Origin of the sequence: Parabacteroides goldsteinii DSM 19448 = WAL 12034, from assembly GCF_000969835.1 — a bacterium.
Classification (GTDB): Bacteria; Bacteroidota; Bacteroidia; order Bacteroidales; family Tannerellaceae; genus Parabacteroides; species Parabacteroides goldsteinii.
The window spans coordinates 2,377,479-2,393,734 of record NZ_KQ033912.1 but is presented as its reverse complement, the minus strand read 5'-3'; the positions used below and the strand labels follow the sequence as shown (position 1 = coordinate 2,393,734).

The window sequence follows — 16,256 nt, the reverse complement described above, 5'->3', positions numbered from 1 at the left end:
GATCTTTCTTATCGTTTATATAAAGAAGACAACTAGGGCATCGGAAACTACGTAGTCAAAAATGAAAAAAGTTCAAATTAATTTATAATCCGACAAAAGGCGATATATAGTATCAGCAAATCTTTTAAATCTTCCCGCAGGAAAAGTACTGCATTACGGACATGAACTGCTACCGTACGTGGTGATATTCCAAGCTTATCAGCAATTTCTTTATGCGGCAAATCCTCATGATAACACAACCGGAACACTTCTGCCGCTTTAGGTGGTAATTTTTTCACGGAAGCTTCGATCTGTTCACGAATATCACAATCGATCACTTGTTTCAGTACATCATTTGAATCGGTCCGGTCATTTAGAAAAGCGATACGTGCTTCGGCTATTCGTATTTTAGCATTATACTCTTCTACGACCATTTGATGTTTTAAATAATTCAGACAGCGATTTTGAAGGGATTTAAAGAGATAGGACTGTACGCTATTTACATCGATTTGTTGTTTTTGTTCCCAATAGAATGTAAAGATATCCTGCACCAGATCTTTCGCTGCCTGTTCATCCACAAAACGACAAGCCAACGACAGCAGTTTCGGATAAAAGTGAACAAAGAATCTTTTAAAAGCTTCCTGATCCCCTTCCTTTATTCTATGTATATCAATAGGCCCCAAGTTATATAAGTCTTAATTAACAACAATATCTATCAGTGGTAATACCAAGTTCTTGAGGAACTATGGCTTTGTTTCGTGATAAGAAGCTCGAAATCAGCCATCTAATGAGAATAGCGCAATCATCTTCGAATATTCATTTTTAAATATTATTTTTCTGTTTATAACAGATCAATGGATTTTCCTACCTGAATTAACTATTTATAATATAAATAGATTATATTTGCGGTGGGAGAAATATATTAGTTCCTCAAGAACTTCATACCAATACCTAAAACGAGGGAATAGCCTGAATCCTTTAATTTTTATAGTCTAGAAAACAAAAACAAAAAAATGAGATACAAAGACTATAATAAAAATAGCTTTGAACCTCATTTTTTATGTGAATAGGATATTATTCTATATCCTTACTTATTCGGTCAGTTCATTGAAATACCGAATGCACTCTTTTATATCCGGTACGGAATTTTCCCAGTTGTATTCGTATTCAATAGAGAAAACACCTTTAAAATGCTGCCGTTTCAACTCATGCAACATTCCTTTCACGTCGAGGATACCGGTTCCCCAGATTACGTCGTGTTGCTCTTTTTCTCCTTCCTGTTTTGCTGCAATGTCTTTGAAATGGAGAGAAATGAGGCGTCCTTCGAGTTTTTTCAGGCAATCCAGCTGGTTCAGACCCTCACGACGCCAATGGCCGACGTCCGCACAGGAACCGATCAGCTTGCTACGGCCGGCAATCGCTTGCAACAGATTATCCGGATTCCAATAGTCGGATGGTTGCGGGTGGTTGTGCACAGAGATTTTTATGCCGTACTGCTCAGCCAGTTTTTCTACGAGGTCCCAGTCGTTTAAGGCAGGCTCGCAGGTGATAAACTCCATGTCCATATCTTTTGCAAATCTGAACATCTTCTCCCAGTCTTCCGACTTATCGGCCACATACACACCCGTAGCTATAATTTTTATACCTTTGGAAGCAGCCAATTCTTTCAGCTCTTTCCGGGTCTGGGTATCCAGGTCGAAACCAAAGACTTTATCGCCCCATTTTCCGCCCAGCTTATGGCCCGGATATACTTCTATATACTTCACTCCCAGTTCCTGAGTTTTATCCAACGCTTCCGTCAACGGAAAGAGATGGAATGTATAAGACTGTATGGCTATCCTCCAATCTTGTTTTTCCGCTTTCGCCTGTTTGCAGGCAGACAAAAAGCATGCAAACAACAAAAGACAAACAACGGGGAATAATACTTTCTTTATTTGTTTCATAACATTATTCTATTAATTATTCAGGCATATCGGGTAACGAGAAGCCATTTTCGTAGGTATGCCTGATCCATTCGGATGCCATATCTGCCGCACTGAAGTCGGCATAACGTCGGTCGAAACGGGGATCTCCGTCAATTACCTTGAAATCGTCTACCGTTACAATCTTTATCTTATCATTGGGGGAAATATTCGTAAAACGCATATTCTCTCCATCCCATTGGAGTTCACGATGGAGACCGTATAAACCGGAGAGACGGACAGCCAGAACGCCCATCACAACCATCTCATTGAAAGGTCCGGAGAACTGGAAGTTGGACGATGCCTCCGTTCTACTACCCGCCGGTTCCTTACACGCACGAATCCAGTCCTGTTCATGTGCATTCGTATTCCAGATATCGCCGTTACCTCCTTTGACACGAGGTATAGTCGGTTTAGGCTGGTTGAAATTCTCCATGGCAGAGAACGGCAACAATGTGGGATTCATACCATAACAACCGGTCATTATCTTCCCTTTCGTTCCGACGAAGATAATGCCTCCGTTCTCATCTCCCATCATCTCCCCGTCTTTCAACTCTTCCGGCCGGGGCGGCATCAGGCCACCGTCATACCAATATACTTTCACCTCCGGCATCTTCACGTTGCCTTTTGGCGGACGTGCCGGGAAGGTATAAGTCACCACCTGGGCATGAGGAGGGGAATACAGGTTGCTAAGGGTAGAGCTGCCGATCACACTTGTCGGATACTTCAGGTCGAGCGCCCAATAAAGCGGGTCCATGATATGACAGGCCATATCGCCCAGTGCACCGGTACCGAAATCCCACCAGCCACGCCAATTCCAGGGAGTATAAACGGGATTATACGGACGTTTCCGGGCAGGGCCGATAAACAGGTCCCAATCCAGCGTCTTCGGACATTTCACGACCGTTTTCGGTTCCTGCAAACCCTGCGGCCAGATAGGACGATCGGTCCAGCAATGTACTTCATACACATCTCCTATTATACCGGATTGTATCCATTCCGCCACCTGGCGGCACCAGTCGAAAGAGTTGCCTTGGTTACCCATTTGTGTCGCCACCTTATATTTTTTAGCCAGACGGGTAAGCAGACGGGATTCGTAAACAGAATGTGTAAGCGGTTTCTGGGTATAACAATGCTTGCCCAGCGTAATTGCATGGGCGGTCACACCGGCATGGGTATGGTCCGGGGTAGCCACCATTACGGCATCGATTGAACTGCCGATCTCATCAAACATCACTCTCCAGTCTTTGAACCTGCGAGCATTAGGATAATCCTTAAAGGTCTTATCCGCATAGTGCCAGTCCACATCACATAGGGCAACGATATTCTCCGTGCTCATGTTCGCCAGGTTACGGCGTCCCATTCCACCGACTCCGATCCCGGCAATATTCAGTTTATCACTCGGTGCTGTAAACCCGAAAGAACGCCCCAGTACATGTCCGGGAACGATGGTAAGACCGGCGGCGGCAAAGGCCCCGGTCTTGATAAATGTTCTTCTTGAAATGTTCGTCATGGTATTCTGATATTTATATTAAGAACACCCATTACAAGAAATATTACTCATCTTTATGAAGAAAAAAAAGTATCGAAAAGAACTTTAACACTTTGTACCTATCCTTCCTACTAAAAGAGAGACCTTGGTCAAAATGCACGCAGTGAATACATTGAGAAAAATACCGTATTTTCATTTCACAAAGCCGATCTTTGGTCGTGACTTGTTTAGTGCCTTATTCTTGCTCTGTAGCTCTGCTAACGTTTCGTTGATAAGCTCTAACTGCATACGGGTATCATCGTTGATATCGTTGTAGTCGGCGAATACATCCTCTATGTATTCTTTCAATTCCTTTACCTGATTCTCCAACTGTCCTACTCTGTCAACCGGAGGATTTAATACCAGGTGACGGACCGCAACAAAAGCTCTCATAATGGATATATTTATTTCAATAGCCGTATCAGAGTTGAGAACACTACTCAACATTGAAACCCCTAACTCACTGAAAGCGTACGGCATGTATTTAGGATGCTGCCCTCTACCTTTGTTTAAGGTGCTAAAATTGCACCTTAAAGACTCCCACTCATCCTTTGTTAACTCAAACATGAAATCCGGTGCCGGGAAACGCCTAATATTATTCTTTACAGATCGTTTCAGGTATTTTGTTTCAGTACCGTACATCTCAGCTAAATCAAAGTCCAGCATAACCTTTTGCCCTCGTATCTCGTATATCTTACTTTGTATCAATTGCAGCTGTTCCATATCATTCTACTTTGATGTTGATATTCTTACCATAAACAAAAAACCGTTTACTATCATATTGATAATAAACGGTCTATTTAGATTGTGTTGTCTCACGAGGATTCGAACCTCGACAGACAGAACCAAAAACTGTAGTGCTACCATTACACCATGAGACAATCCGGCGCTTTATCTAAAGCGATGCAAAGGTAAGAATAAAATCTTACCTTGCAAGCGTTTTCAGCATTTTTCTTATTTTGCAATCAGCAGATAATAGTTCTTTTTACCTCTCTGAACCAGCAGGTATTTTTCATTCAACAGAGAAGAACAGTCGATAACAGTTTCTGTTTCAGCCAGTTTTTCTTTGTTTACACTGATACCGCCACTCTGCACCAGTTTACGCATCTCACCTTTTGAAGCGAAAACGGCAGCTTTCTCTGTGAGCAAGTCGATAGCCTTCACACCGGCACTCAGTTCGTCACGGCTGATCTCAAACTGCGGAACACCTTCAAATACGGCCAACAGTGTGTCTTCGTCGAGCCTCATCAAAGATTCGTGGGTAGAGCTACCGAACAGGATATTGGATGCTTCAACAGCAGCTTCGTAATCTTCCAGGGAATGAACCATCACAGTGATTTCCTTTGCCAGACGTTTCTGCAACGGACGAAGGTGGGCAGCTGCGGCCTGTTCCTCTTCCAATGCGGCAATTTCTTCTTTGCTCAGGTCTGTGAAGATCTTGATATATCTGGCGGCATCGGCATCGCTTACGTTCAACCAGAACTGGTAGAATTTGTAAGGAGAAGTATAACGACGGTCCAACCATACGTTACCCGATTCCGTCTTACCGAACTTGCCACCGTCGGCCTTTGTGATCAGCGGGCAGGTCAAGGCGAATGCCTCACCACCTGTTTTACGACGGATCAGTTCAGTCCCGGTCGTGATGTTACCCCATTGGTCGGAACCACCCATCTGCAAGCGGCAACCTTCGTTCTGATACAAGAACAGGAAATCGTATCCCTGCAACAACTGGTAAGAAAATTCAGTGAAGGACATACCTACACTCGATTCGGAGCTAAGACGTTTCTTTACAGAATCCTTAGCCATCATATAATTAACTGTCAGGTGTTTACCGATATCACGGATAAAGTTCAGGAAGGTATACTCTTTCATCCAGTCGTAGTTATTCACCAACTTGGCTGCGTTAGGAGCATCTGAATCGAAATCCAGGAACTTTGACAACTGTTTTTTGATGCTTTCCTGATTGTGGCGAAGCGTTGCTTCATCCAGCAGATTACGTTCTGCCGACTTCATTGAAGGGTCTCCGATCATACCGGTGGCACCACCGACCAGAGCGATAGGACGGTGTCCGGCACGCTGTAAATGCTTCAGCATCATTACACTAACAAGGTGTCCGATATGTAATGAATCGGCCGTCGGGTCAATGCCTACGTACGCAGAAGTCATTTCTTTCTGTAACTGCTCTTCTGTTCCGGGCATCATATCATGAATCATGCCCCTCCATCTTAATTCTTCAACAAAATTCATCGTTTTAATTATTCATTATTATATAGTTAATGCGGGCAAAGATACGACTTTATGTGGATACGCAATTCATAAAGTAAACATAAACAAGACAACCGCATCAAAATAAAGATTCACTTTGTTGACAGATTATATATATTATAACCCAAATTGCAGATTACCATCCACTAAAAGTTATTCTCTTCTACATACTAATTATTCATAAATCCGTCAGCCATAATTTTTGCTATCTAAAACCAATATTCTATCTTTGCTGTCATTACCGGGGAGAAATCCGGTAATTTGTTATAGAGCATTTAATTATCTAGCTGTAAAACTGGAAATTTAACAAAGATGATATTTAGATGTTCGTGCCACGCTTATGTAAATTTTGTTACGATAAGTGGGGGTACGGGCATACTATGTATTCTCATCTTTGGGGTATTCCAGTACCTACAGCTAGGGTTTATGTATATGTTACGTGCCCCTTTTTTGTGCGGTTGCGAAACATATCTGACTTAAAATTCAGTAGGATATGAAAAAGAAAACACTAGTACAACTTCGCCACATCGCCGACCGCATCCCGCAACAATGCCCCTGTGAGATTGCCGCCTTTCTTTACTCCATCTGTGAGGAGTGGGAATTTGCTTTTTTGAACGGTTGCCTGGTATTTATAGCAGATGGAAACCCTGTCCTCGTCATGCCGCTAACCACTATTTATGGGACATTAAGAACAGGCAATACACTCTATATCCTTTGTAATAACGGAGCACTGCATTATTTCGACCGAAAAACACACCAGCATTGGGTTTCTTTCCTCGACAATACGGACGAAGACCTCTTTAACTGTATGTTCAACTGACGCGGATCAAACGAACTTATTATCAGATGTGAAAATGATCTCTCATCCCATTGATCCGATCATTTTATTCCAATGAATAGGAGAAGAGTTCTCAATGTCTTTTTACTTAGAGGTAGGTGTAAACAGATTTAGAGGTAGGTCTATTTTCATTTAGAGGTAGGTGTAAATTGATTTACACCTACCTCTAAATGAAAAGTCATTGGATACATGTCGGAATAACTATTAGACGATACGGACAAAAGATTATGATGCGGTAGCCCCGGAACATAAACGATGTACTGTTAGTTCAACCTGGTTACCCAACTCATCAACAGATATTTGAAGGGCAGCAGCGATATGCTGATAGATTTCCTGTATAGGACAGGAGGATTCGTCTGTTTCAATCAACAAACATTCCGGCCAGGCTTTACGCAAAGCCGATTCCTGGAAGTGTTCCCCAAAAGAGAGGTAAAAGCCTTGCTTCAATAATTGCTCAGCCTGCTCTCCCTTTTTACGGAAGCCGTGAATGATCCAGGGCATAGACGGAGCGCATTTCTTACGGATGGCTATCAACTCTTCCCACGCCCTGACGCAATGGATGATCAAGGGTTTCTTCAACTCTTCAGAAACACGAATCTGTTCTTCAAATACCTTGACCTGCAAATCAAACGGTATGGATATTTGCTTATCCAGCCCGGCTTCTCCTATCATTATCACTTGCTCATTCAGGGCCAATTCCCGGAACCGCGCCAGTTGCTCTACCACCGCCTCCTCCCGGATATACCACGGATGGATACCGCAGGATACAGGTTGCCCGGAAGATACATCTGAAAGAGCACCTTTTCCTACAATTACATTGTAACAAGCCACTACATCCTCCACCACAGAAGTCTGTACCGAGTGAGCATGTATATCATAATATACAGTATTTATCTGCCTTTTCAATTCATTCATAATGAACGACAAATATAACAAATAGACGGAAGAATATCTCTTTCAAAGGAAGTTTGAAGTAAAATAAGAAACCGGGAAACGATTTTACGGTACCGGATCATATCCGCTTCCGCCCCAGGGATGGCATCGGAGCAGCCGTTTGACAGCCAGATAAAGACCTTTTATGGGACCGTGTTTTTTCAGTGCCTGCACAGCATATTCGGAACAAGTAGGTGTGTACCTGCACGAAGCCGGTGTCATGGGTGAGATACAATATTTATAGAAATAAACCGGCAACAGGAGAAGTGTTGTAAAGAATTTCTTCATTATTCCTTGTCGCGCAATATCCTGATTGCTTTTGTCATCGCTTTCTCCATATCGGTAAAAGGATGGATTTCCTTATCCAGATAGAGGAAAGCAATAAGCATGCGCTTGTTTTTTTCTGTCAACGGATCGATCAAATCGTATTTACGTACCCGGTAGGCTTCACGCACCTGACGCTTGATCAGGTTCCGTTTTACGGCACGTTTGAATTTCTTCTTGGGGACGCTGATCAGGATAGAGACAGGAGCAGACATCTCTTCCTCCAGCGGTAAATAAACAACCCGCAGTGGAAACGCCACAAACGATTGTCCTTTTTCAAATAACAGGTCAATGTAACGTTTCCACGACAGGCGCTCTTCTTTAGAAAGGGTATACCTTTTATTTTCCATTCTTTTTGTTTCCACCCAACTCTTTCTTCAGATACAAATCCAGAGCAGCCGTCATCGACGGAGCCTCGGGAGTAGGTGCTTCCACATCCAACCGGAGTCCGGCGTCCTTCACAGCCTTCGCTGTCGTAGGACCAAAGCAGCCGATCTTTATATCTTCCTGTTTAAAGTTCGGGAAGTTCTTCAGTAATGAAGAGATTCCTGAAGGACTGAAGAATACCAACATATCGTAATCGAATTTCTCGTCTTTCGCAAATTCGTTACTAACCGTTCTATACATTACAGCTTTTGTGTAGTTGATTTTCTTAGCTTCCAACATAGCCAACAGATCATCTTTGTGCACATCGGATACAGGCACCAGATATTTTTCTTTCGCATGCTTTCCGATAACAGTCACCAGATCTTCTGGCTTTCCGGTCTGGCTAAAAAAGATTTTACGTTTTCTGTACACGATATACTTCTGAAGATAAACTGCAACAGCTTCTGTCATACAGAAATATTTCATTGTTTCCGGAATGGCTACACGTAGTTCTTCACATAAATGAAAAAAGTGGTCAATAGCTGTACGGGCGGTAAAAATTACTGCCGTATAGTCCAGAATAGAAATTCTCTGCTGTCTAAACTCTTTGGAAGAAAGAGCTTCTACTTTGATAAAAGGACGGAAGTCGATCTCGACCCCATATTTCTCTGCAATGTCGAAATACGGTGACTTCTCGGATGCAGGCTTCGGTTGTGATACCAGCAACTTTTTGATGTTCAATGCCATAGAGTACTCGTCTCAATAAAGTTATACAAAAAAATCATACCTTCGTACAAAAATATGAGGGGTAGGATTTCTTGGGTGCAAAGGTACAAACTAATATATAAAAAACCGACATTATTCTTGTGAAATATCCGTATTGTCTTATAAATTATTACAAAACGACACAAAAAATAGAAAATACAAAACAATATTACGGGAGCTAATGTTTTACTTCCTACGAACATTAACCATACGACCGGAATATATAATAACATCCCCCAGGACCCCATAATTGCATTATAATTCTTCTTCCAGAATTTATATTTATCAGGGGGCGAAAAGACAAAGCCTAACAGATAATAACTCAACTGCTTGAACTGGTAAAACAGAAATAATACTGAAAAAATAATCAAAATGGCAAAGAGTACCTCCTTTTCTCCCAGATGATTGACCATCCCTCTTGCCCGGGCAATTGCAAACAAGGCAATACTGCAAAGAAACAAAGCCTGGAAAGTCATAAAATTACGGAAGAAAGAACCACTTTTACCGATGGTTTCGTCAAACAGGTTTTGCCGCTCCTTCAGATACACGACATCTTTCAGCATCTTTACAAAATGCTGAAAATTAGAGCGAAATATAATAGCAAAGGCAATCAGCAGGGACAAGAGCAGCGAGAAGATCACATCATCCACCAGCTGCCCGTCCCATAAACGAATGCCTACATACCCTTCAAACATATCCATGCGCTGCGATTTAGCTTTGCAAAGATAGAGATTTAAATCAATAAAGTGCTTCTTTGATTATCTCTCCGACAGTAGGATGCGGGAATACGATTGATTTAAGTTCTTCGGCTTTCATGCCTTTCTCGATGGCAAGGCCAGCTATCACGATCAGTTCAGAAGCTGGATTTCCCAACAAATGAGCGCCAATTACCGTTTCATCTTCGGCCAGGATCAGCTTGCAGACACCGTTTCCTTGCTCATTTTCTGCCACGAAACGACCGGAAAAAGCCATCGGTAACTTCTTTACCGTATAAGGGATTCCTTCCGCCTGCAATTCTTCTTCAGTTTTACCTACACCGGCAATCTCCGGATTTGTATAGACAACACCCGGTATTGCTTTATAGCTCATTCCGCCACCGGCTTTTCCCTGAATATGTTTCACGGCGACTTCCGCCTCACTTACAGCGGTATGGGCAAGCAAAGAGAAAGCAGTGATATCACCGCAAGCATATACGTTCGGCAAAGAGGTCTGCATGTATTGATTCACTTTTATACCGTTCCGGAAAGGCTCGACACCCAACGTTTCCAGTCCGAAACCTTTGGTTACCGGGCGGCGGCCAACGCTTAACAATACTTTTTCTCCGTTGATGACAAAGCTCTCCCCGTCTTTCTCGACGGTGACTTCGCCATCGTGAACGGCTGTCACTTTATGGCTCAGATAGAATTTGATGCCTCTTTTTGCGTATTCAGCCTGAAGCATATCGGACAATTCCTTATCCATCGGACCTAATATTTTGTCCAGCATTTCTACCACATGTACCTCCGTTCCCATGCTATTGAAGAAAGAGGCAAACTCCATACCAATCACGCCGCCACCGATAATAACGAGGGATACGGGAAGCTCTTTTGTCTGCAATGCTTCACGGCTCGTCCAGTACTCAGTTTCTGCCAGGCCGGGGATCGGTGGGATCACCGTTTCAGAGCCGGTACACAGTAACAGGTTGGCTGCCTCATAAGTTTCTTCACCACAGGCGACAGTGATAGTTCCGTCGGCGGCACGCCCTTTAATTTCAGCCTCTCCACTAACGACAACAACCCCATGTTCCGTCATTTTCATCCGGATACCGGCAGTCAGTTTTTTCACCACCTTATTTTTACGGGCAATAATTTTAGGAAAATCAAATGCAGGATTCTCCGCTTTAACGGCATATTTCTGTGCATGTTTAATAGTATCATACACTTTAGCCGAATAAAGCAATGTTTTTGTGGGAACACAGCCTTCATTGAGGCAGACACCTCCCAAGGCATTTTTTTCAAACAACACAGTGGATAGTCCACTGGCAGCCGCTCTCTCAGCAGCCGTATAACCGGCAGGTCCTCCCCCGATTATAGCAACGTCGTATTTCATGTTTTCAGATTTAATTAAGTTTTATATTTGGATTTATTTCTAATAAAGTTGATATAAAAGTATCGATATCTTTCACAGCAAAGAAACGTTTCCGTTCAGCCTTACCTCCTGGCCAAGTATAGAATACCCTAATCCCTTTATCGATTTCTTGAATACGGTGAATCTGATCTACCTGAATCGTTCCGTTTCCTTGAAGTACATTTATATCGGTCAGCTCATAAGGTTTCAAATAGGCCACTATCATAAAAGGCAAACAACCTAGTAATCCTCCACAGTATGCAAATCTGAGTGAAGTCAACGCCACACAAAGTAAGACTAACAATAAAAAAACAGAAAATAAGACAATAGGAAACCATATCGCCTTGTGACTGAAATCTTTTTTAAATTTCGCTTTCATAATATCCCGGCATTACTCTTAATCTCGATATCCGGATTAATTTTCTTCAACAGCTTTACAAACTCTTTCTCGCTTTGCGGAGATATCAACATCCACATTTTTCCTTCTTTCCAGATAACGATCCTGTCCAACGATAAGGAATAACTAAATACAGGCAGAATGGAAGGTTGTAACGCCTCTATATCAGCGATGGCAATCTCTTTTTTAGGAAAGAAGCCGCAACGGAGCAGCAACATTCCGTCTGCCGTAATCACATAATAGGTATTAAAAAATACATGCAACGTCAATGCGCTGGCAACCAACGATGTAACAATAGCCGCTACATTCTGATGTAAGACAGATATTACACACAATACTGCCAGCACAATAATCAATAAATGATACCACCAGCCGATCTTAGATTTAAAGACTCTATCCATTTTACGAATTTTCGCGCAAGATAGTCATTTCTTCATTTACTTGTTGTAAAGCAGCCACAAATCCTTCGGTATCGACCGGATAGACCGTGTTGGTGTACTCCTTGTCTTTATAAGGTTTAGTGTAATAAATCACGACACTACCAGACTCTTTTACAAATAACTTCTCTATATCCTTGATAGGGATCGCCACAAAATTACCTTGCGTCAGATAACCTTTATCGATCTTATAAGGATAAAATACCGGTATAATGAAAATCAGGATCAAAATATAAGCAATCAACTGTATCTGGTTCAAATAAAACAATCCAAACAGGATTACTATGCTGACCGCTATCGCAACATGCTTCGGGGTCACTATTCTCTTTCCAAACGTCTTCTTTTCCATAACCTTATGTATTAAAGTTTGCAATAAGCAATATTACGAATTTTTGCTCACAATAAAAATGTTTACCGGACTAAAATATTATCATGCAGAAAAACAAATAATACAAAATAACATCAAACAATACGATATTCTAACAAAAATAGAAAATAAGCACTATTTCAGTAACTTCAATTAACAAAAAAAGAGTCGTTCCAGCATTCAAAAATAAACATATATTAACACCAAATCCTGCTTTTTCTCTTTTTTCCTACTCCCAAACAAACTCCAAAATTCGTCTAAAGCAAAATATAAATCCATTTAAAACGAAATAATATTCATTTTAAACGAGATATTATTTCGTTTAAAGGGGAAAAAACGTTCATTTAGAGTAGAAAAAAACTGCTATACAGCAGATTTTATACTCTACAACAACATTATACCCTGTTAAATTCCAACTAACAATATGTCTACAAAAATATTATTAAGACAAAATAGCAATACAATCAGCAACAAAACAGCAACATAAAGCAACCATTACGTCAAATATGTATCTTTACGATATTCCCTATCTCTCCGAGAAACGCATTAAAATCAAACGTTCAGACTCCACACTTAAATATGCGAACCACAGCCAGGGTAAAATAACATTTTGATAAAATCTCATTAAGAATAAAACAGACAAACTTCGGTGTGATCCTGATCACGACAAAAGGCGAATATCTCGGGAAACAAGAAGACAGATATTGGAAACGTTATCGGAATAGAATAAAAAAAGAGAGTGAATTCTAATATCCTTCAAGGAATTCACTCTCTTTTAAACAACACTCCCTATTGTTGTTTTAGCCTTTTAATCACTTTCTCCCTCAGGTAGTCGGGGAAATTCTCATGAAAAGGAAATCCGGAAGTAAAATCCGGTTCTTTTTCGATAGCATTCCGATCATCCGGTTTATTTATAAAATTGCCGTAAAAGACATTTCCATCAAACTGAGTAGATTTACTGCTACCTGTTATGAACTTATATTCCAGATCATCGTTTATTACATAAAAAATATTTTTATTGAACACCGTATTTTCCGGCCAGGGTCCTCCCCAGTTATCCATGATAAGTACCGAACGGTCTATCTCCGGTGAAGGCTTTTTCATAATAACAATCACATTCTCTTCAATAGCGGTCTGTTTTGCCGGTCCGGAAATATGTATGACAGGAGAGAACCAGCCGGGACGTGTCGGATAAGCACGCAAACCGTCGTTGATACTTACATTATGACGGATTATCGTATTTTCCGTTCCTATATTATAAGGTTCACCCAAAGTATTGCCTTCGTTACACACCATCACAAAACCTCCGGCATTATCATGGCTGAAATTGTATTGGATAACGGTATTACGACAATTGTAATCCGAATCGAAAGCCTGCCCGTCCCATTTGGCATTCTGTCCGCTTACCTCATTAAACTGGATAATCGTGTTATCACAACTCCAGGGCCAGATACCGGCAGCGGCATCTTCTATCCGCAGAAGATCAGGACTATCCCTCACTATATTATGTTCTACCAATGCACCGTCGCAGGCAATAGGAACAATCCCGTCTCCCGGAACCTGCTCGATCAGGTTCCCCCTGATAACGACATTCAAACTGGGAAACCATTTGTCACGCCCACTATTACCATTACCGGTTATTCCATTCCGCTGGCAACGGTAAATATGGCAATTCTCTATCAGTAAATCAACAAAACGGGTCGGCACTTCATCTCCCCCGTTATGCCAGTAAATTCCGTTTCCGGCTCCTTCATTCTTTATACAACTTCCGTTCACATCCCTGACAGTCAGGTTTTTCAAATGGATATGATGTACGTCACCTTTATCCCAGGCATAAATAATAATACCATTTCTACCGGGATCCGGTTTTTCCCCTTTATTGGTAACTTCCAGATTATTCAACTCCCAATACTCAAGTCCTTCCAGTAGTATCGTATGTTGTTTCTGACCGTCTCCATGCAGGATAGGTTTCCCTCCGTCTCCGTATTTATCGACCATCACCGGTTTTCCTTCGCTCCCGCTACCTTTCGGTTCAAACTGCCCGACATATTCAGTCCCCGATTTAAATAAAATCCTATCACCCGGTTCAAAGACTTGCTGGTTCAGTTTATCGAGACTTTTCCAGGCTTCTGTCGGTGAAGACCCTTTATTCGCGTCATCTCCGGTTATGCTATCCACATAAAAGGTTCGCTGTGTTGAGGTACAGGCACATAATAACAATGCCAGTACGAAAGTGTACATTTTCATTTTCTAAAGTTCTATTGTTTCTAAATCGAGGTATTATAAAGAGAAGCCACCGTAAACAGGTTTAGAGTGGCTTCTCTGCTCATTCTATTCTTACCAATCTGGATTTTGTTTCAAAAGTGGATTTTTAAACAATTCTTCATTGGATACAGGATACAGATACATCTTGTCACTCCATGTACGCTTGTCAACAAGCTGACGGGTATAGATCAATCCGTCCCCCTGTTTCTCAATCTTCACCCCATAAATATCCATTGTCTGAGGAGCGATTTTCCATCTTCTGACATCCCAGAACCGATGATCTTCAAAAGCGAGTTCCACCCGGCGTTCATTCCTGATCCGTTCAAGAAAATCATCCGAAGCAACTCCCGGCATTCCGGCACGTGCCCTGACTTTGTCGATGGCTGCCCGTGGAGATAACGTAAACGTATTATCCGTATAGTCCGGATTGCCGTAGGCCTCATAAAGAGCTTCCGCATAGTTCAATAATACCTCTGCGTACCTGAAAAGTATCCAGACATGACGATCGGTAGTCGTATTGTTCGGATTCAGACTGATTGTTTCGACAACATATTTCTTCAAATAATAGCCTGTCGGTGTCGCACCATCCAGAGGCGCTCCGTTTTTACCGCCTACAAAAGTCTCAACAGCCGCATTCTTGAAAGTAGAGCCATTCGTCAGAACAGTCTTAAACAAGCGGGGATCCCTCTTTTCCGGATTGTACATATTATCGATATGTTCCTGGTTTCCCCAGTCGAACCGGCTTCCATCCTTCATTTCAAAAGCATCCACGAGATTTTGTGTAGGACAGGTTCCGGAGTTTCCTCCCTCATAACCGATAGGGAAATTCAGTTTTTCAAAATCATTTGAATTACCTCTGCGCGTTTCCAGAATCAGTTCTTTGGAAGCCAGATTATTCCATATCTGTTCATCTACCAGTTGATACCGCCCGTCCGATTCAACCTTATCGATCAGTTGTTTGGCCGCTTTAGCCGCTGCAATCCATTTTTCCTGACCAGCCGTCCCGGCATATAAAGGGCTGGCTGCATACAGTAACGTTCTTGATTTCAAGGCCATCACGGCTCCCTGGGTGATACGGCCCGTTTCATATCCCGGCACATCTTTATAGGATACAGGCAGCTTATCCATGATCTCATCGCATTCACTGACAATAAAATCAATCACTTTATCAAAATCAGAAGGAGTCACGCTATTCGCCTCATCGAGTTCCAGACATTCCGTAATCAGCGGGACGTTCTTATACCGTTTGGCCAACTCGAAATAGTAGAAGGCACGTAAAAAACGAGCTTCATACGGATAGTACTGATATTGCTGCATCAAAGTCTCATAATTATCATTCCATTCAATATTGGTGAAGTCTTCCTGATAATTATTCAGAAACATATTAGCAGAGCGGATTGCGGTATAGTAAGTGCCCCACACATTATCGATTGTCAGGATCGGACTCCACGAACCGTTATTATACCGGATGATGCCCGATGTATTCCAAGCATATTCCGCTTCATCGGTCGCCGCTGCACGGGTCGCTCCGTCAAAATTACCGAAATCGGCGGGTAGATATGAATATACAGTGGTAAGCATACCTTTTGCTCTTTCAAAATAGGTGAACATATCTTCTTTGTCAAATCCGGACGATTCATTATAATCCAGATAATTGCAGGAAGACATACACACTGCAAAAGCAAATATGGCAGATAATATTTTCTTATTCATAATGTCTAT

General features: G+C 41.9%; 17 protein-coding genes. 1 reads left to right on the top strand and 16 read right to left on the bottom strand.

Annotated features, from left to right (window positions below; translation table 11 throughout):
• Positions 1-77: 77 nt before the first annotated feature.
• The 5 genes from HMPREF1535_RS08795 to tyrS form a co-directional block, all read right to left on the bottom strand.
• Complete coding sequence (locus HMPREF1535_RS08795) at positions 78-662, bottom strand: RNA polymerase sigma-70 factor (protein ID WP_046145895.1); 585 nt, start codon at positions 660-662, stop codon at positions 78-80.
• Between the two features lie 408 nt (positions 663-1,070).
• A complete protein-coding gene (locus HMPREF1535_RS08790) occupies positions 1,071-1,922 on the bottom strand; it encodes a sugar phosphate isomerase/epimerase family protein (protein WP_046145894.1) in 852 nt (283 codons plus the stop codon).
• A 16-nt stretch (positions 1,923-1,938) separates the two neighbouring features.
• A complete protein-coding gene (locus tag HMPREF1535_RS08785; RefSeq protein WP_009860392.1) occupies positions 1,939-3,453 on the bottom strand; it encodes a Gfo/Idh/MocA family protein in 1,515 nt (504 codons plus the stop codon).
• Between the two features lie 171 nt (positions 3,454-3,624).
• Positions 3,625-4,194, bottom strand: a complete 570-nt coding sequence (locus HMPREF1535_RS08780; RefSeq protein WP_046145893.1) for an ORF6N domain-containing protein — start codon at positions 4,192-4,194, stop codon at positions 3,625-3,627.
• Positions 4,195-4,425: 231 nt separating this feature from the next.
• Positions 4,426-5,718, bottom strand: coding sequence for a tyrosine--tRNA ligase (gene tyrS / locus HMPREF1535_RS08770; RefSeq protein WP_046145892.1), 1,293 nt, complete (start codon positions 5,716-5,718; stop codon positions 4,426-4,428).
• 511 nt (positions 5,719-6,229) lie between these two features.
• On the opposite strand from tyrS, the gene HMPREF1535_RS08765 reads away from it, so the two are divergent.
• Complete coding sequence (locus HMPREF1535_RS08765) at positions 6,230-6,556, top strand: hypothetical protein (protein ID WP_046145891.1); 327 nt, start codon at positions 6,230-6,232, stop codon at positions 6,554-6,556.
• Between the two features lie 243 nt (positions 6,557-6,799).
• On the opposite strand, the gene HMPREF1535_RS08760 is transcribed toward HMPREF1535_RS08765, so the two are convergent.
• The 11 genes from HMPREF1535_RS08760 to HMPREF1535_RS08710 all read right to left on the bottom strand — a co-directional run bounded on the left by HMPREF1535_RS08760 (position 6,800) and on the right by HMPREF1535_RS08710 (position 16,247).
• On the bottom strand, positions 6,800-7,489 hold the full coding sequence (locus HMPREF1535_RS08760) for a TatD family hydrolase (protein ID WP_046146476.1): 690 nt from the start codon (positions 7,487-7,489) through the stop codon (positions 6,800-6,802).
• An 84-nt stretch (positions 7,490-7,573) separates the two neighbouring features.
• Positions 7,574-7,795, bottom strand: coding sequence for a membrane protein insertion efficiency factor YidD (yidD, locus tag HMPREF1535_RS08755; protein ID WP_009860402.1), 222 nt, complete (start codon positions 7,793-7,795; stop codon positions 7,574-7,576).
• Positions 7,795-8,181: a ribonuclease P protein component gene (rnpA, locus tag HMPREF1535_RS08750; RefSeq protein WP_046145890.1), complete on the bottom strand. Its 387-nt coding sequence runs from the start codon at positions 8,179-8,181 to the stop codon at positions 7,795-7,797. Before rnpA ends, yidD begins: the two co-directional genes overlap by 1 nt.
• Positions 8,171-8,938 (bottom strand): uroporphyrinogen-III synthase, encoded by a 768-nt coding sequence (locus tag HMPREF1535_RS08745; protein WP_044215119.1) that lies wholly within the window; start codon positions 8,936-8,938, stop codon positions 8,171-8,173. Before HMPREF1535_RS08745 ends, rnpA begins: the two co-directional genes overlap by 11 nt.
• Positions 8,935-9,663, bottom strand: a complete 729-nt coding sequence (locus HMPREF1535_RS08740; RefSeq protein WP_046145889.1) for a DUF4271 domain-containing protein — start codon at positions 9,661-9,663, stop codon at positions 8,935-8,937. The genes HMPREF1535_RS08745 and HMPREF1535_RS08740 overlap by 4 nt, the downstream gene beginning before the upstream one ends.
• A 37-nt stretch (positions 9,664-9,700) precedes the next feature.
• On the bottom strand, positions 9,701-11,050 hold the full coding sequence (gene lpdA, locus HMPREF1535_RS08735; RefSeq protein ID WP_046145888.1) for a dihydrolipoyl dehydrogenase: 1,350 nt from the start codon (positions 11,048-11,050) through the stop codon (positions 9,701-9,703).
• A gap of 10 nt (positions 11,051-11,060) precedes the next feature.
• On the bottom strand, positions 11,061-11,447 hold the full coding sequence (locus HMPREF1535_RS08730) for a hypothetical protein (protein WP_010801131.1): 387 nt from the start codon (positions 11,445-11,447) through the stop codon (positions 11,061-11,063).
• Positions 11,444-11,866, bottom strand: a complete 423-nt coding sequence (locus HMPREF1535_RS08725) for a PH domain-containing protein (protein WP_046145887.1) — start codon at positions 11,864-11,866, stop codon at positions 11,444-11,446. The genes HMPREF1535_RS08730 and HMPREF1535_RS08725 overlap by 4 nt, the downstream gene beginning before the upstream one ends.
• A 1-nt stretch (position 11,867) precedes the next feature.
• Positions 11,868-12,251, bottom strand: coding sequence for a hypothetical protein (locus tag HMPREF1535_RS08720; RefSeq protein WP_009860409.1), 384 nt, complete (start codon positions 12,249-12,251; stop codon positions 11,868-11,870).
• Between the two features lie 807 nt (positions 12,252-13,058).
• Positions 13,059-14,516: a right-handed parallel beta-helix repeat-containing protein gene (locus HMPREF1535_RS08715; RefSeq protein ID WP_010801134.1), complete on the bottom strand. Its 1,458-nt coding sequence runs from the start codon at positions 14,514-14,516 to the stop codon at positions 13,059-13,061.
• 90 nt (positions 14,517-14,606) lie between these two features.
• Positions 14,607-16,247, bottom strand: coding sequence for a RagB/SusD family nutrient uptake outer membrane protein (locus tag HMPREF1535_RS08710; protein WP_046145886.1), 1,641 nt, complete (start codon positions 16,245-16,247; stop codon positions 14,607-14,609).
• Positions 16,248-16,256 lie beyond the last annotated feature (9 nt).

Bases quoted from the DNA above. Each gene is read 5' to 3' on its own strand.
- HMPREF1535_RS08790 (WP_046145894.1), bottom strand. From the start codon at position 1,922: ATGAAACAAATAAAGAAAGTATTATTCCCCGTTGTTTGTCTTTTGTTG.
- HMPREF1535_RS08785 (WP_009860392.1), bottom strand. From the start codon at position 3,453: ATGACGAACATTTCAAGAAGAACATTTATCAAGACCGGGGCCTTTGCC.
- HMPREF1535_RS08780 (WP_046145893.1), bottom strand. From the start codon at position 4,194: ATGGAACAGCTGCAATTGATACAAAGTAAGATATACGAGATACGAGGG.
- tyrS (WP_046145892.1), bottom strand. From the start codon at position 5,718: ATGAATTTTGTTGAAGAATTAAGATGGAGGGGCATGATTCATGATATG.
- HMPREF1535_RS08765 (WP_046145891.1), top strand. From the start codon at position 6,230: ATGAAAAAGAAAACACTAGTACAACTTCGCCACATCGCCGACCGCATC.
- HMPREF1535_RS08760 (WP_046146476.1), bottom strand. From the start codon at position 7,489: ATGAATGAATTGAAAAGGCAGATAAATACTGTATATTATGATATACAT.
- yidD (WP_009860402.1), bottom strand. From the start codon at position 7,795: ATGAAGAAATTCTTTACAACACTTCTCCTGTTGCCGGTTTATTTCTAT.
- rnpA (WP_046145890.1), bottom strand. From the start codon at position 8,181: ATGGAAAATAAAAGGTATACCCTTTCTAAAGAAGAGCGCCTGTCGTGG.
- HMPREF1535_RS08740 (WP_046145889.1), bottom strand. From the start codon at position 9,663: ATGGATATGTTTGAAGGGTATGTAGGCATTCGTTTATGGGACGGGCAG.
- lpdA (WP_046145888.1), bottom strand. From the start codon at position 11,050: ATGAAATACGACGTTGCTATAATCGGGGGAGGACCTGCCGGTTATACG.
- HMPREF1535_RS08730 (WP_010801131.1), bottom strand. From the start codon at position 11,447: ATGAAAGCGAAATTTAAAAAAGATTTCAGTCACAAGGCGATATGGTTT.
- HMPREF1535_RS08725 (WP_046145887.1), bottom strand. From the start codon at position 11,866: ATGGATAGAGTCTTTAAATCTAAGATCGGCTGGTGGTATCATTTATTG.
- HMPREF1535_RS08720 (WP_009860409.1), bottom strand. From the start codon at position 12,251: ATGGAAAAGAAGACGTTTGGAAAGAGAATAGTGACCCCGAAGCATGTT.
- HMPREF1535_RS08715 (WP_010801134.1), bottom strand. From the start codon at position 14,516: ATGAAAATGTACACTTTCGTACTGGCATTGTTATTATGTGCCTGTACC.
- HMPREF1535_RS08710 (WP_046145886.1), bottom strand. From the start codon at position 16,247: ATGAATAAGAAAATATTATCTGCCATATTTGCTTTTGCAGTGTGTATG.